This is a genomic window from Algoriphagus lutimaris (genome assembly GCF_017051705.1).
In the GTDB taxonomy this organism is placed as follows: domain Bacteria; phylum Bacteroidota; class Bacteroidia; order Cytophagales; family Cyclobacteriaceae; genus Algoriphagus; species Algoriphagus lutimaris.
Genome location: NZ_JAFIDJ010000002.1, coordinates 352,671 through 365,800 on the forward strand (window position 1 = coordinate 352,671; position 13,130 = coordinate 365,800).

Here is a 13,130-nt window from a genome sequence, read left to right on the forward strand (position 1 = left end):
TGAGCTTTACGTAGTAGAGATTGAAAGATTAAGATGATTTATTTTTTAGATTCTCCCTTTTTAAATAGTATATAAAACCATTCAAAACCTTTATTGATTCTAAAATTAAACTTCTTATTTACGAATAGACTTCCTCTTCAATAAAGCCATTATCTTTTATCTCAATCAAATGATCTAATAATTCTGATAATGATCCTCTTGAATAATAGTAAAACTTGTTGGACTCCAAAAAATGAAATCGTCCCCAACCTTCTGCTATGTTAGCTGTAGTAGACCTAGAAGCTCTTAAAAGTTGAGAGCGAAGTTCATATTTTTCAGAATCTGGTAAGCAAGGAATGACCTTAGTTTTTATTTCTCCTTTCAATTTGTAAGCTAATTGCCAACATCTAAGATCCTCAAAAGTATCTGCTCGAGTCATATAGAAAATATTTTAAACCGAAAATACTAATTTATTCGTTGATCCAAATCACTTAATAAATGTTTAGTATCCAAAATGGGGCTTAATCTTCCTTTTAAGTTACTCTCCCATTCTCTATTTTCCATTCTCCTTTCTCTACACCATCTACCAATCCGCCTGTCCCTTGGCTTTGTAAGCACTCATTTTATCCAAAATCTCTACAGGATCGTCAGAAACAATCAACAATTCTTCCTGTTCGGGATACAGAAATCCTTCTTGCATGGCATGTTTTAAAAAATCCAACAACTTGTCATAATACCCATTTACATTATAGAGCGCTAATGGCTTTTGAATGTAATGCAGCTGGTTCAAGGTCATGATTTCAAACAATTCCTCCAGTGTCCCAATTCCTCCGGGAAGTGCAATAAACCCATCTCCTTTCTCAGCCATTAGCCATTTTCTATCTCGCATGGTTTCTACAATGACCAAATCTGTACAGCCGCGATGAGCCACTTCTCGATCAACCAGTTTTTGGGGAATTATTCCAATTACTTCTTTCCCTGCTTGTAGCATTTCATCAGCAATCACTCCCATCAATCCTACTCTTCCTGCACCATAGACCAATGAATGATCTCTTTTGATCATTTCTAAAGCCAATGACCTCACTCCAGCCTCATAGAAGGGCCCTTCCCCTTTTCTAGAACCGCAATAAACGGTGATCTTTTTCATAGTATTCTAATAAAAAGTTGAATTCGAAATTACGATTTTCAAGTTCAAAGTAGTAAAGCTGGGTTTTTTAATCCCGTCTCTAAGCCATTCCAAACCAATCTTAACAAAAGTTTCACAAGGATATCTTAATTTTATACTATGAAAATCTGTTTTGCTACCAACAACCAAAAGAAAATTGAAGAGGTCAAAGCGGCCTTAGGAAAAGGAATAGAAATCGTTTCCCTTCAGGAAATCGGTTGCCAAGAAGAACTCCCGGAAACAGGAGACACCTTAGAACATAATGCATTTCAAAAAGCGCAATATGTGAAGGACCATTATGGAGTTGATTGCTTCGCAGATGATACTGGACTGGAAGTGGATGCTTTGGAGGGAGAGCCTGGGGTATATTCTGGCAGGTATGCAGGAGAACCCAGAAGTGATGAGCGAAATATCGATTTGTTGTTGAAAAATTTAGGAAATTCCAGCACCAGAACGGCACGGTTTAAAACTGTAATTGCACTGCTCATCGGAGAAGAAAAATATAAATTTGAAGGGATAGCTGAGGGTGAAATACTAAAGGAACGAATTGGGTCAGGAGGTTTTGGTTATGACCCTATTTTTAAACCCGTTGGATTTTCTAAAACATTCGCTGAATTGAGTATGGAAGAAAAAAATGCCATCAGCCATCGTGGAAAGGCCGTGAGGGGGCTTATCAACTTTTTGAACCAAACAAAATCCTGAGAAAGGCCTGAAAAACTTTAACTTTGCCCCATGAAAAAACCATTTATCGTCGGGATTACCGGAGGCTCAGCTTCTGGCAAAACTCTTTTTTTAGAAAAGCTACTTAGCTCATTTGAACCTGACGAAATATGTTTGATTTCACAGGATAATTATTATAAACCTCGACATCAACAACCCATCGATGCTCAGGGAATTCATAATTTTGACACCCCGCATAGCATTGATTTTGAGGAATACGCATCTGATATTCGAAAAATTCAGGCTGGAGAATCTGTTCAGCGGGAAGAATACACTTTCAATAATGCCTCAAAAACACCAAAAATTCTGACCTTCTATGCCGCACCTGTGGTGGTGGTGGAAGGAATTTTTGTACTTTATTACCCAGAGCTCGCGGATTTGCTTGACCTCAAAATTTTTATAGATGCGAAAGATCATATAAAGCTTAAAAGAAGGATTATCCGTGATAAAGTAGAGCGAGGATATGACTTGGATGATGTGTTATATAGGTATGAAATGCATGTGATGCCTACTTATGAGAAGTATATCAAGCCCTTTAAAAATGAAGCTGATTTGATTGTTCCTAACAATCATAATTTTGATAAAGCACTGGAAGTCATTAGAATATATCTCAGAGCAAGGTCTGGGAAGTAGTTATGGTGAAAAAAGTTCCTCGAATTCGTGTGATTTTCAAATAATACCTATATTTGCGCCGCATGAAAGGTAATAATCCAAATAGCAAGATTTTTCAACAGCGCATCACGATGATGCTGGCTTTGCTATTGTGTTTGTTTATCTCAAGTGTAGAATACCTTCCTGAAACGTCCCAAGCTATTTCGCAAGAACAGCAACAGGATAATCCATCAGATCAGGATCAACACCAAACTTTTTTAAATGTTGCAGTAGATGCGGTAGTACCATTTGTGGTACATGTTTCCCACACTGTAATGTACCTTATTTACCAAATAGAGCAAGAAAATACACCTGGTTATCATGTTGAAACCAATGTATTCTCGCATCCCAATCAACTGGTAGAAATTCTCTTTGAGCGGATTATCTCTACCAAAGGACCCTGAATCTTCTTCTGAGTTCACTATTACCCATGCTTCCTATCGAATAGGAAAGCAATTCATCTGTATTTACAATTCAATTAATTAATATCTAATCCTTATGCAAAATAAAGGTGTCATTGTGTTTTTGACAGCGATTATTACAGCACTTTGTCTGTATTATCTGTCATTCACATTTGTATCAAATGGCGTACAGCAAAAAGCAGAAGCTTATGCTACCGACGCATCCGGCAATGTTGATTTTGCCTTGAGAAGAGCTTATCTCGATTCAGTTTGGAGAGAGCCTGTTTATAATTTCCTAGGTGCTGACTATACCTATCAGGAAGTAAAAGAAACCGAACTTGGATTAGGTCTAGACCTTCAAGGCGGTATGCATGTTACGTTGGCGGTTTCTCCAGTTGAGATCGTGAAGGGAATTGCTGGAAATCCAAAAGATGTGGCATTCAACAAATCAGTAGATGATGCCAAGGAAATTGCAAAAACCTCTGATGACAAATTTGTAGACTTGTTTTATGCTGAATGGCAAAAAAACAGTCCAGACAAAAACCTTAGCTCCATTTTCGCAACTGCTGCCAACAGAGGAAAAATCTCTTTGGAGACTTCAGATTCTGAAATTCTGGATATCATCGATACTGAAATTGAAAATGCAATTGAACGTTCTTTTAACATCCTAAGAACTCGTATTGACAGATTCGGTACTTCTCAGCCAAATATTCAAAGAATTCAAGGTTCTGGAAGAATCCAGATTGAACTTCCTGGTGTAGACAACCAAGAGCGCGTAAGAAACTTACTACAAGGAGTTGCTAAACTTCAATTCTGGGAAGTTGCAGAAGTAAACGAATTTGGTTCTTCTTTAGAAGCAATCAACACAGCTTATGTTGCTGATCAAAAATCTACTTCTTCAACAGAAACTGAAGTAGAGTCTACTGAACCTCTTTCTGAGGAAGACTCTTTGAGAAAGGCATTGGAAGAGCAATTGAGTCAAATTGATCCAATGAATCCAGAGGCAGGTACCTCTCCTATTTTTAGCTTATTGAAAGCTAATTACGGACTAGTATACGACGTAAAGGACACTGTTACCATCAACAGAATCCTGAAAAGAGATGAGTACAAAGCAATGCTTCCAAGAGACATCAAGTTACTTTGGGCTGTGAAGCCTCAAGTATTGGAAGATGGGACGGAAGCATTGGAACTTTATGGAATCAAAATACCAAAAGGATCTGACCAAGCTCCTTTGGAAGGTGATGTAGTTACCGACGCAAGACAAGTTTTGGATCAAACCTCCAGACCAGCGGTATCCATGCAAATGAATGCGGAAGGTGCTAGAAAGTGGAGAAAATTAACTGCTGAGAATATCGGTAAAAGAATCGCTGTAGTATTGGATGACTATGTATACACTGCTCCAGTTGTAAATGGTGAGATCCCAACAGGGCAATCCGAAATCTCTGGTAACTTCACGATTTTGGAAGCACAGGATTTAGCGAACATTCTCAAATCAGGTTCTCTACCTGCTCCAACACAAATTGTTGAAGAAAGCATTATCGGCCCAACTTTGGGTAAAGAAGCATTGAATCAAGGATTAATTTCCATGGTTGCCGGTTTGGCGATCGTAGTACTATTTATGGTTGCTTACTATGCTAAAGGTGGTTTGATCGCTATCTCTGCATTGGTATTCAACATCTTCTTCATTTTAGGAATCTTGGCTCAGCTTCAAACTTCATTGACCTTACCAGGTATCGCAGGTATTGTATTGACGATCGGTATGTCCATTGATGCCAACGTACTGATATTTGAACGTATCAAAGAAGAACTTCGAAATGGCATTGGCCTGATAGCGGCAATTAATGCCGGTTACAACAAAGCATTCTCTGCAATTCTTGACTCCAACGTTACCACTTTCTTGACTGGTGCGATTTTATATGCATTGGGACAAGGTCCAGTAAAAGGCTTTGCGATTGTATTGATGATCGGTATTGCTTGTTCCTTCTTCTCTGCTGTATTCATCACCCGAGTGATTGTCTCTTGGATGAGCAAAAAAGGAGATAAGAGTAGTATCAGTTTTGCTACTCCATTTGCAAAGAACGCATTAAGCACCTTGAGTATCGATTTCCTAGGAAAGAGAAAAGTTGCATACTTGATCTCTACCGGAATCATCATAGTGGGTCTTGCGATTGCTGGAATCAATGGATTGAAATTTGGTGTGGATTTCACTGGTGGTAGATCTTATATCGTAGCATTTGCCGAACCAGTGGCAGCCTCGGATTTGAAAACTGGTCTTGACCGTGAGTTTGATGGCTCGGTAGAAGTAAAAACTTATGGTGCTACCAACGTATTGAAAGTAACTACTTCTTACCTGATCAATGAGGATGATGATGCATCCAATGCAGAGGTAGAATCAAAGGTGAAAGAAGGAATCGCTACCGTAACTGGATTACAGTTTACAGATGATGCAGAAGACCTTACTACTGAAGAATTTGCGATTACTGGTTCCTCTAAAGTAGGAGCTACAGTAGCGGATGACATCAAAGCATCTTCTGCTGAAGCAATGGTTGTTGCTTTAATTGCCATCTTCTTATACATCTTATTGAGATTCCGTAAGTGGCAATTCTCCTTGGCCTCTATCATTGCCTTGATCCACGATACTTTGTTTGTAATTGCTGCCTTTGCGATTGCGAGTGCCTTGGGTGCAACTTTCGAAATCGACCAAGTATTTATTGCGGCGGTCCTTACTGTAATCGGTTACTCTATTAACGATACCGTGATTGTATTTGACCGAATTAGAGAAAATATTGAAAATAGAGGTACCCATAGATTGGTGAAAGTGTTTAATGATGCGATTAACCAAACCCTAGGAAGAACTTTGATTACTTCATTTACTACTTTAATCGTGGTTCTTGTTCTATTGATCTTCGGTGGGGAAGTATTGAGAGGATTCTCATTCGCACTTCTTGTAGGTATTTTGGTGGGTACTTATTCATCTGTATTTATCGCTACTCCTATCGTTGTGGATTTGATGAAAAGAGAAATCGATCAAGAAGAACCAAAAGAATCCAAGAAATTGGCTTAAGAGAATATAGAATTCGAGTATTGTAAAAGAGCGGGTTTTTCCCGCTCTTTTTTATACCCAAAATAAAAATTTGTTTTATAGTTAGGCAAAATCCAATTTTGGATAAAATAAAAAATATAACGCTAGAATATATCAATACATACACATGTATTCTTGACCTTATTGGACATATATGGGAAATAGGTTTTTGGAAAATTTCATGGATTGGTATGTAATTGCCAATTACATATGCTTAATCATAGGTCTATATTTTTTCCTACAATTACCCAAAGCTCAACGGAAAAATAAAAAATTCTGGCTCCCCTTTTTGATTCTTAATTTTACCGTTTTCTATGAGTCCATGGGTTTATTTACCCTTACTTATACTCCATTTACCAGATACATTAATGAGCTTTTGGGAAATATAGAATTTCCACGATACAACCTTTGGGTTTTTAATATAGCGAATACATTAATCGCAACAGCCCTTTACCTTTTTTTGATTAGGTCTTGGATTAGCCCAACCAAAAAGCAATATCTAACTTTGATGATTTATGGCTTTATTATTATAGGCATAGTCTTTCAATTAACTGGAATTGAACCTCTATACTTAGATCAACCTATGCTCTTTGCCATAGCAGCTAATCTAATTTTAGTTGCTTGTGGGATCTATTATTTACAAATGATGACTGACCCATTCTATTTGGAAGTCAACCCCAAACGACTTCTCTCGTTTTGGCAGGTCACCATTCTTTTGTTTACTTATTCCTTGACCTATATTTATTCTGTATCACTTATATATCTATATAATCTAAACCCAGAATTGGCAAATCATTTGGGTAACCTCAATAGGATCTTGGGAATCCTAAAACTTTTTATCTTAATCCTGATTATTGCATCTCCAAGACTAACACATCTATTTGATCAAGAACCTTATTCGTAACCTTAGAAGACCCAAATAGAAAAACAAAGCACTGATTCATCATTACAAATTCATTCAAAAGCATATTTTATTTAGTAAAAGGATTCAGTTCCATATAGTTATCATTGCCCTGAAGGAAAAAAAAATAGTATATTTTGAATCTTATTCTTATTACGAAATTGATTTATCACTTAACGAAAAACATTTTTCTATGAAAATTTCAAAAGCGGACTTTGAGTCCATGAAGGCAAAGTATGACAAAGAAGTAAAGAAAGGAAAACCCGCCAAAGACAAAAAAGGCAAAGACAAGACCAACCAAACTGATTGGATATTTTTTGATAGAGAAACTTTAGAAAAATTATTGGCAAAAGCAGATCAAAACCCAAAAGTGGGAGGTATTCAATTTTATTTTACCGAATACACGGAAGAAACAGCAAAAAAATTCTATCCGAATGAGGCTGATGAATATACCGGTCAAATGACACTGGTGATGAGAGCGGCGAATCTCAATGAAAATCAAATCACCACGATTGAGGTAGAAGCAGATGGGGAAGAGTATCAAAACAGAGGAACTCAATGCCCTTATGTTTGTCAATAATTTTTATTTCTTAAAAAAATGAGCGGCATTGGATGCATCTAACCATATCTAATTGACCATAAAAACGAGAAAAGCCAAAATTAGTGTTTTTGGTATTGCCTTTACAGGGTAATATATGGCATCTTTTATCCATCAAGAACCCACTTGAAATTAAAAACACAAAAGCAATCAATTTTTCAATGAACATCTCAAAAGAGGACTTCAAATCAATGAAAGCTAAGTATGAAAAAGAAGTGAAAAAAGGAAATGCCAAAGACAAAACAGATCAAGAGCCAAAGGTGGGAGGAATCCAGTTTTATTTTACAGAATACACAGAGAAAACTGCCAAGGAAATCTATCCTGGTAATCATGCAGAATATACAGGTCAGATGACCTTAGTAATGCGGCCTGCTAATCTCAAAGATAATCAGGTAGTTTATTTAGAGCTGGTAGGGAACGATGGAGATTATGTTAATGGAACTTCCCAATGCCCTTACCGTTGCGAACCCGATCCAACTAATTCCTAATTATGTCTAGCCCGTTTTGGACAGCTTTTGGAGACTGGTATTTATTTAATATTGATGCCTTGTTGTTGATAGGCACTTACTATTTTCTTAAACTAAAGAAAGAGGAAAAAGCCAATAGTTATTATTGGCTTCCTTTTTTAATTATTGCTTTTACTGTTTTTTATGAAAATTTAGGAGCATACACGAATTATAATTTTGAGTTCAAAAAATCCGTCAATGCACTTTTAGGGAACACAGAATTCCCGAAATACAATCTCTGGTTATATAATATTGCCAATAAGCAACTTTCAACAGTCTTATATCTTTTTTTAATTAAAACATGGCTGGAGCCTTCCCAAAAAAAATATATCAATTGGATGGTGATTGTCTTTGTGATCGTCTCTATCTTTTTACAAATCGCAGGAATTGAGCCTCTCTATCTGAATCAACCGATCATTTTTTCCATGGGTGCCAATATGATTTTAGTTGGAAGTGGGCTTTATTTTATAGGCTTGATTACTAATCAATATTACCTGAATACCAACCCCTTAAAACTTCTTTCCTTTTGGCAAATGACTTTTCTTTTATTTACCTACTCTCTGACCTACATTAATTCGATGACGGTTATTTATCTTTATGAAATAAACCCCCAACTCGGAATTAGTATTGTTCAAATTGATCGGGTTTTGGGTATTTTAAATAAAGTGACTTTGGTATTGATTATCACTTCACCTCTTTTAAAAAAGGTTTTTGTGAAAGAACCTATTTTTGGGGTCGCTTAAAGGCCTTTAGAAAATTAATTACCCCCTCTTCTGTTAAAAAAATCAACCCCAATCTACTTTAATGGACAATAAACTGATTGAAGCCTTTTTTACAGCGTATCCATTGGATTCTATTCCAATGGATGTATTGATGATTATTGGCTTGATCTATTTTTTAAAATTGCCTAAGGAAAAAAAAACAAATATTCATTTTTGGCTTCCATTCCTGATCTTAATCTTTACTTTTTTTTATGAAAACTTCGGGAAATACACTAATTACAATTATGAATTCAAAAAGTCAGTCAATGAATATTTTGGAAATTTCAAGTATCCCAAATTTAACCTTTGGCTGTTTAATGTAGCAAAAAGGCAAGTCGGCACCATCCTTTACTTATTATTGATCAAATCTTGGTTGGAGCCCTCTAAAAAGAAATACATCAATTGGATGATCTATCTTTTTATTATAGTTGCCAGTTTCCTTCAATTCACAGGAATTGAACCTATTTATTTAAACCAGCCTATCATTTTTGCCATTGGTGCCAATATGATATTGATTGGAAGTGCTTTGTATTTCACTGGCATGATTACTCATCCACAATACCTAGACAAGAATCCTTTGAAGCTGCTTTCGTTTTGGCAAATGACATTCGTCATGTTTACTTTTACCTTAACTTACATTAGTTCTGTCTCCTTAATTTATCTCTATGAAGCAGATCCAGTTTTGGGGGCTGCCTTACAACAAATTGATATCGTTATGAAGAACATCAATCTAGGGATCCTTACTTTGACGATTGCCTCTCCCTTTCTTCCAGGGTTTTTTGAGGAAGAACCATTTTATGTATCTCACAAAACACCAGCTTAACTTTGCTATTCTTCATTTCTTATTTAAAATTACCTTTTAACCAGTTTTATAACATAAAATGTATATGAGAAGGGAGCCTATTTTTTAAAACATGGATAGAAGTATTATTGAGCAATTTGGGAGTTGGTATCTAATCATAATTGATAGCTTTTTGATTATAGGAAGCCTCATTTTCTTCCGTCTATCCAAAGATCGTAAAACCAAGATTTTCTATTGGCTACCTTATGTAATCTTGGCTTTCACTGTTTTTTATGAAAACTTAGGTGCTTATACAAATTATAATTTAGAATTTAAAAAGTCTGTAAATGCCCTATTGGGAAATACAGAAAATCCCAATTATAACCTTTGGGTTTTTAATATTTGTTTTCAGCAAATTACAACGATTCTTTATCTACTATTAATCCGTAATTGGCTTGAGCCTTCAAAGAAAAAATTCATTAACTGGATGCTATTGATTTTTGTATTTATCTCTTTCGCTTTACAAATCACTGGAATAGAACCTCTGTATTTGGATCAACCTATCATTTCTGCTATGGGTGCAAATATGATATTAATCGGAAGTGGATTATATTTTATGGGATTGATTACGAACCAACACTATTTAGAAACCGAACCTCTTCGATTAATTTCTTTCTGGCAAATGACCTTTTTGCTATTTACTTACTCTTTGACATATATTAGCTCTGTTTCTTACCTGTATCTTTATGAATTCAACCCAGACTTGGGTCAAAGTATTTCACAAATTGATATGTATATGGGAATCATCAACATTGGCATATTGATCTTAATTATCGCATCCCCTTTATTACCAAAAGTTTTTTTAAGAGAACCATTTTATGAACCCATCTGAAGATCAAATTTACGTCATCATTTTTAGCACCCTTTTTCTAGGAGGCCTGATGTCCACCTTCGTGGTTGCGATGGTCTTTATACATAGGCAAAGACAGGCGCAAAACAAACAAAAGCTTGATCAGATCAAATCTGAACATGAAAAAACCTTGCTAAACATAGAGAATGAAATTCAGCAAGACACCCTCACCCATGTGGGAAGAGAACTTCATGACAATATTGGCCAGTTGCTTTCATTGGCTAAGCTATACTTGGGTTCTTCCAAGCCAGAAAAACAACAAGAAGGGAAAGAAACCATTAACCAAGTAATATCGGAAGTAAGAGCCTTGTCCAAAAACTTAAATTTGGACTGGGTGGAATCCCTGACAATTGAAGAATTTATAGAACAACAATTACAAAAAATCGAATCTACAGGCTTTTGTAAAACTACATTTGAACATTCCATTGAACTTGGCGAATTACCTAAAGACCAAAAATTGGTATTGATCCGGGTAATCCAAGAAATATTAAACAATGCGATGAAGCATGCATCACCCGAGGAAATCAAGGTAAAGATTTGGAAAGATGGTGCAACTCGAACCATCCAAATAAAAGACAATGGCAAAGGATTCGATACTTCCATCGAGTCTTCAGGTAGTGGTATGTATAATTTAAAAAAGAGAATGGAGACCATTGGGGGAGATGTTTCTATTACCTCCAGTATAGGAAATGGAACACTTATCCATTTATTGTTGCCTAATTAATATCCATGCAGTAATTTGTACTAATCTTTTTGTACAAAGCTTACATTTTACTCTGAATACCCCACATGATCAGAATTGCTTTAGCTGATGACCATAAACTATTCGCTAAAGGCTTAGAAGGACTTTTAGAGGAATATGACGATTTATTGATTACCGGTCTTTATCCTAATGGAAAAGAGTTGGTAGACGAAATCGCTACAGATCTTCCGGATGTGATCCTTACTGACCTGAATATGCCCGTGCTCGATGGATTTGGAGTCCTAGAGTACGCAAAAAAAAATCACCCCGAGATTAAAGTTGTCGTATTATCCATGTATGACGAAGAAAAAATCTATAAAAAGTGCATGCAAGACGGAGCAGATGCCTTTGTATTGAAAGATGCTGACCCCGATGAATTGGTCTATACCATCCATGAAGTATATGAAGGAAGACACTTGCCTAATTTTCAACGGGTGATCCAGCAAGCCAACCAAAGCTCATTTTTTGATGCTTTCCGGGAAAAATTCAAATTATCCAGAAGGGAAGTACAGATCATCAAATTGATCAAAGAAGGACGTCAGAATAAAGAAATTGCTGATGACCTCAGCTTGAGTGTGCAGACTATTGAAACCCATCGAAAAAACATACACAGCAAATTACAAGTCTCTTCCAGGATCGAACTGGTCAACAAGGTCCAGGATATGCACCTATAAATCATGAACACTCCTCTCAAAACTGCCATCGTGGGCTATGGCTCAGTTGCAGAAAAAATGCACGCTCCTTTGATTACCGTATGCCCAGACTTAGAGCTAGTGGCTGTGGTAGAACGTAATTCCAATAAAAGCAAGGAGAAATACCCTACTGTCACTATATACCGGAGCTTGGAGGAGTTATTGGAAAAAAGCGAGGTAGACTTAGTAGTCATCACCACCCCAAACACATTCCACTTCCCTATGGCCAAACAATGTCTAGAAGCAGGAAAACATGTGGTGGTAGACAAACCGGTTACTATCTATTCCCATGAGGCAGAAGAACTTCAGGTATTAGCGAAGAAAACTGGAAAAGTATGCTCGGTATTTCACAATAGGAGGTTTGATGGAGATATCATGACCATTCAAAAATTGATTCAAGAAGGAATATTAGGGGATCTGGTCTATTTAGAATCTCATTTTGACCGATTTAGACCAGAACTTTCCGGTAATTGGAGGGAAGAAGCAGGCCCAGGGAATGGAATTACCTATGATTTAGGTTCCCATTTGATCGATCAAGTGGTGATGATATTTGGTGCCCCTGATGCGATTCAAGCAGATATCCAAAAACAAAGAAAAGGGGCGATGGCTGATGATCATTTCGACATTGTCATGCATTATGAGAACTTCAAGGCCAGGGTAACAGCTGGAGTCTTGGTCAATGCTCCTACTCCAAAGTATCTACTGTTGGGGCAGAATGGTTCTTATTTGAAGTTTGGTATGGACGTTCAAGAGCAAGCTTTCAAAGAAGGTATCAAGCCAGAGGGTACCGATTGGGGAGTAGAACCTGAGGAAAATTGGGGAAAAATATTCCTCAAGTCTGAAACTAAATCCTACCCTAGTGTCCCGGGCGATTATAGGATTTATTACTCTAATGTAGCCGATGCCATTTTGAATGACAGCCCACTAAACGTCACCATCCCACAGACAATCAGTGTTTTAAAAATGATAGAAGCTTCTTTCCAAAGTTCTAAAGAACAACGAACCATCTCCAAAGCTGAAGGAAAATGGTAATCTTTTAGGTTTGGCTTCTTCTTGGTGTATTAGGTTAAAAACTAAGCCACCATGAAATCGAGCATTACTAAGATCGCGCTTGGTGAAAATTATTTAAAATGCGAGATTCCATGTGACCAAAAGATCCAAGCTAAAATCACATGAAAAAAGTTTTCTTATTAGCATTTGCACTAGTAGGCTTTATATCAATCTCCCAAGCTCAGGTTGCA

The 13,130-nt window shown here is 36.7% G+C and carries 15 protein-coding genes; 13 read left to right on the forward strand and 2 right to left on the reverse strand.

Annotated elements, in window-relative coordinates; translation table 11 throughout:
- Window positions 1-118: 118 nt before the first annotated feature.
- Window positions 119-418 carry a four helix bundle protein gene (locus tag JYB62_RS12370; RefSeq protein ID WP_205645744.1) on the reverse strand — a complete coding sequence of 100 codons (300 nt, stop codon included), beginning with the start codon at window positions 416-418 and terminating at the stop codon, window positions 119-121.
- Between the two features lie 144 nt (window positions 419-562).
- Window positions 563-1,126: an LOG family protein gene (locus JYB62_RS12375; protein WP_205645745.1), complete on the reverse strand. Its 564-nt coding sequence runs from the start codon at window positions 1,124-1,126 to the stop codon at window positions 563-565.
- 138 nt (window positions 1,127-1,264) lie between these two features.
- Between JYB62_RS12375 and JYB62_RS12380 the strand changes: the two genes are divergently transcribed.
- From JYB62_RS12380 to JYB62_RS12440, 13 genes are all read left to right on the forward strand, one after another.
- A complete protein-coding gene (locus JYB62_RS12380; RefSeq protein ID WP_205645746.1) occupies window positions 1,265-1,846 on the forward strand; it encodes a non-canonical purine NTP diphosphatase in 582 nt (193 codons plus the stop codon).
- Between the two features lie 30 nt (window positions 1,847-1,876).
- Window positions 1,877-2,497, forward strand: coding sequence for a uridine kinase (udk, locus tag JYB62_RS12385; protein ID WP_205645747.1), 621 nt, complete (start codon window positions 1,877-1,879; stop codon window positions 2,495-2,497).
- Between the two features lie 62 nt (window positions 2,498-2,559).
- Complete coding sequence (locus JYB62_RS12390; protein WP_205645748.1) at window positions 2,560-2,919, forward strand: hypothetical protein; 360 nt, start codon at window positions 2,560-2,562, stop codon at window positions 2,917-2,919.
- 94 nt (window positions 2,920-3,013) lie between these two features.
- Window positions 3,014-5,980, forward strand: a complete 2,967-nt coding sequence (gene secDF, locus JYB62_RS12395) for a protein translocase subunit SecDF (RefSeq protein ID WP_205645749.1) — start codon at window positions 3,014-3,016, stop codon at window positions 5,978-5,980.
- A gap of 307 nt (window positions 5,981-6,287) precedes the next feature.
- Window positions 6,288-6,902: a histidine kinase gene (locus tag JYB62_RS12400; protein WP_243431560.1), complete on the forward strand. Its 615-nt coding sequence runs from the start codon at window positions 6,288-6,290 to the stop codon at window positions 6,900-6,902.
- Between the two features lie 190 nt (window positions 6,903-7,092).
- Window positions 7,093-7,479, forward strand: a complete 387-nt coding sequence (locus tag JYB62_RS12405) for a molecular chaperone DnaK (RefSeq protein WP_205645751.1) — start codon at window positions 7,093-7,095, stop codon at window positions 7,477-7,479.
- 209 nt (window positions 7,480-7,688) lie between these two features.
- Window positions 7,689-7,985, forward strand: coding sequence for a molecular chaperone DnaK (locus JYB62_RS12410; RefSeq protein WP_243431561.1), 297 nt, complete (start codon window positions 7,689-7,691; stop codon window positions 7,983-7,985).
- A gap of 2 nt (window positions 7,986-7,987) precedes the next feature.
- Window positions 7,988-8,746 carry a histidine kinase gene (locus JYB62_RS12415; protein ID WP_205645753.1) on the forward strand — a complete coding sequence of 253 codons (759 nt, stop codon included), beginning with the start codon at window positions 7,988-7,990 and terminating at the stop codon, window positions 8,744-8,746.
- Window positions 8,747-8,807: 61 nt separating this feature from the next.
- Window positions 8,808-9,587, forward strand: a complete 780-nt coding sequence (locus tag JYB62_RS12420; protein WP_205645754.1) for a histidine kinase — start codon at window positions 8,808-8,810, stop codon at window positions 9,585-9,587.
- A gap of 91 nt (window positions 9,588-9,678) precedes the next feature.
- Window positions 9,679-10,437, forward strand: a complete 759-nt coding sequence (locus tag JYB62_RS12425) for a histidine kinase (RefSeq protein ID WP_205645755.1) — start codon at window positions 9,679-9,681, stop codon at window positions 10,435-10,437.
- Window positions 10,424-11,179: a sensor histidine kinase gene (locus tag JYB62_RS12430; protein WP_205645756.1), complete on the forward strand. Its 756-nt coding sequence runs from the start codon at window positions 10,424-10,426 to the stop codon at window positions 11,177-11,179. The genes JYB62_RS12425 and JYB62_RS12430 overlap by 14 nt, the downstream gene beginning before the upstream one ends.
- Window positions 11,180-11,244: 65 nt before the next feature.
- Window positions 11,245-11,871 carry a response regulator gene (locus JYB62_RS12435; RefSeq protein ID WP_205645757.1) on the forward strand — a complete coding sequence of 209 codons (627 nt, stop codon included), beginning with the start codon at window positions 11,245-11,247 and terminating at the stop codon, window positions 11,869-11,871.
- Window positions 11,872-11,874: 3 nt separating this feature from the next.
- Window positions 11,875-12,921: an oxidoreductase gene (locus JYB62_RS12440; protein ID WP_205645758.1), complete on the forward strand. Its 1,047-nt coding sequence runs from the start codon at window positions 11,875-11,877 to the stop codon at window positions 12,919-12,921.
- Window positions 12,922-13,130: the final 209 nt, after the last annotated feature.

What these genes read in the sequence shown, in the direction of transcription:
- JYB62_RS12415 (WP_205645753.1), top strand. Translation starts at nt 7,988, where the DNA reads ATGTCTAGCCCGTTTTGGACAGCTTTTGGAGACTGGTATTTATTTAAT.
- JYB62_RS12410 (WP_243431561.1), top strand. Translation starts at nt 7,689, where the DNA reads ATGAAAGCTAAGTATGAAAAAGAAGTGAAAAAAGGAAATGCCAAAGAC.
- JYB62_RS12390 (WP_205645748.1), top strand. Translation starts at nt 2,560, where the DNA reads ATGAAAGGTAATAATCCAAATAGCAAGATTTTTCAACAGCGCATCACG.
- JYB62_RS12380 (WP_205645746.1), top strand. Translation starts at nt 1,265, where the DNA reads ATGAAAATCTGTTTTGCTACCAACAACCAAAAGAAAATTGAAGAGGTC.
- secDF (WP_205645749.1), top strand. Translation starts at nt 3,014, where the DNA reads ATGCAAAATAAAGGTGTCATTGTGTTTTTGACAGCGATTATTACAGCA.
- JYB62_RS12370 (WP_205645744.1), bottom strand. Translation starts at nt 418, where the DNA reads ATGACTCGAGCAGATACTTTTGAGGATCTTAGATGTTGGCAATTAGCT.
- JYB62_RS12425 (WP_205645755.1), top strand. Translation starts at nt 9,679, where the DNA reads ATGGATAGAAGTATTATTGAGCAATTTGGGAGTTGGTATCTAATCATA.
- JYB62_RS12430 (WP_205645756.1), top strand. Translation starts at nt 10,424, where the DNA reads ATGAACCCATCTGAAGATCAAATTTACGTCATCATTTTTAGCACCCTT.
- udk (WP_205645747.1), top strand. Translation starts at nt 1,877, where the DNA reads ATGAAAAAACCATTTATCGTCGGGATTACCGGAGGCTCAGCTTCTGGC.
- JYB62_RS12375 (WP_205645745.1), bottom strand. Translation starts at nt 1,126, where the DNA reads ATGAAAAAGATCACCGTTTATTGCGGTTCTAGAAAAGGGGAAGGGCCC.
- JYB62_RS12405 (WP_205645751.1), top strand. Translation starts at nt 7,093, where the DNA reads ATGAAAATTTCAAAAGCGGACTTTGAGTCCATGAAGGCAAAGTATGAC.
- JYB62_RS12440 (WP_205645758.1), top strand. Translation starts at nt 11,875, where the DNA reads ATGAACACTCCTCTCAAAACTGCCATCGTGGGCTATGGCTCAGTTGCA.
- JYB62_RS12420 (WP_205645754.1), top strand. Translation starts at nt 8,808, where the DNA reads ATGGACAATAAACTGATTGAAGCCTTTTTTACAGCGTATCCATTGGAT.
- JYB62_RS12435 (WP_205645757.1), top strand. Translation starts at nt 11,245, where the DNA reads ATGATCAGAATTGCTTTAGCTGATGACCATAAACTATTCGCTAAAGGC.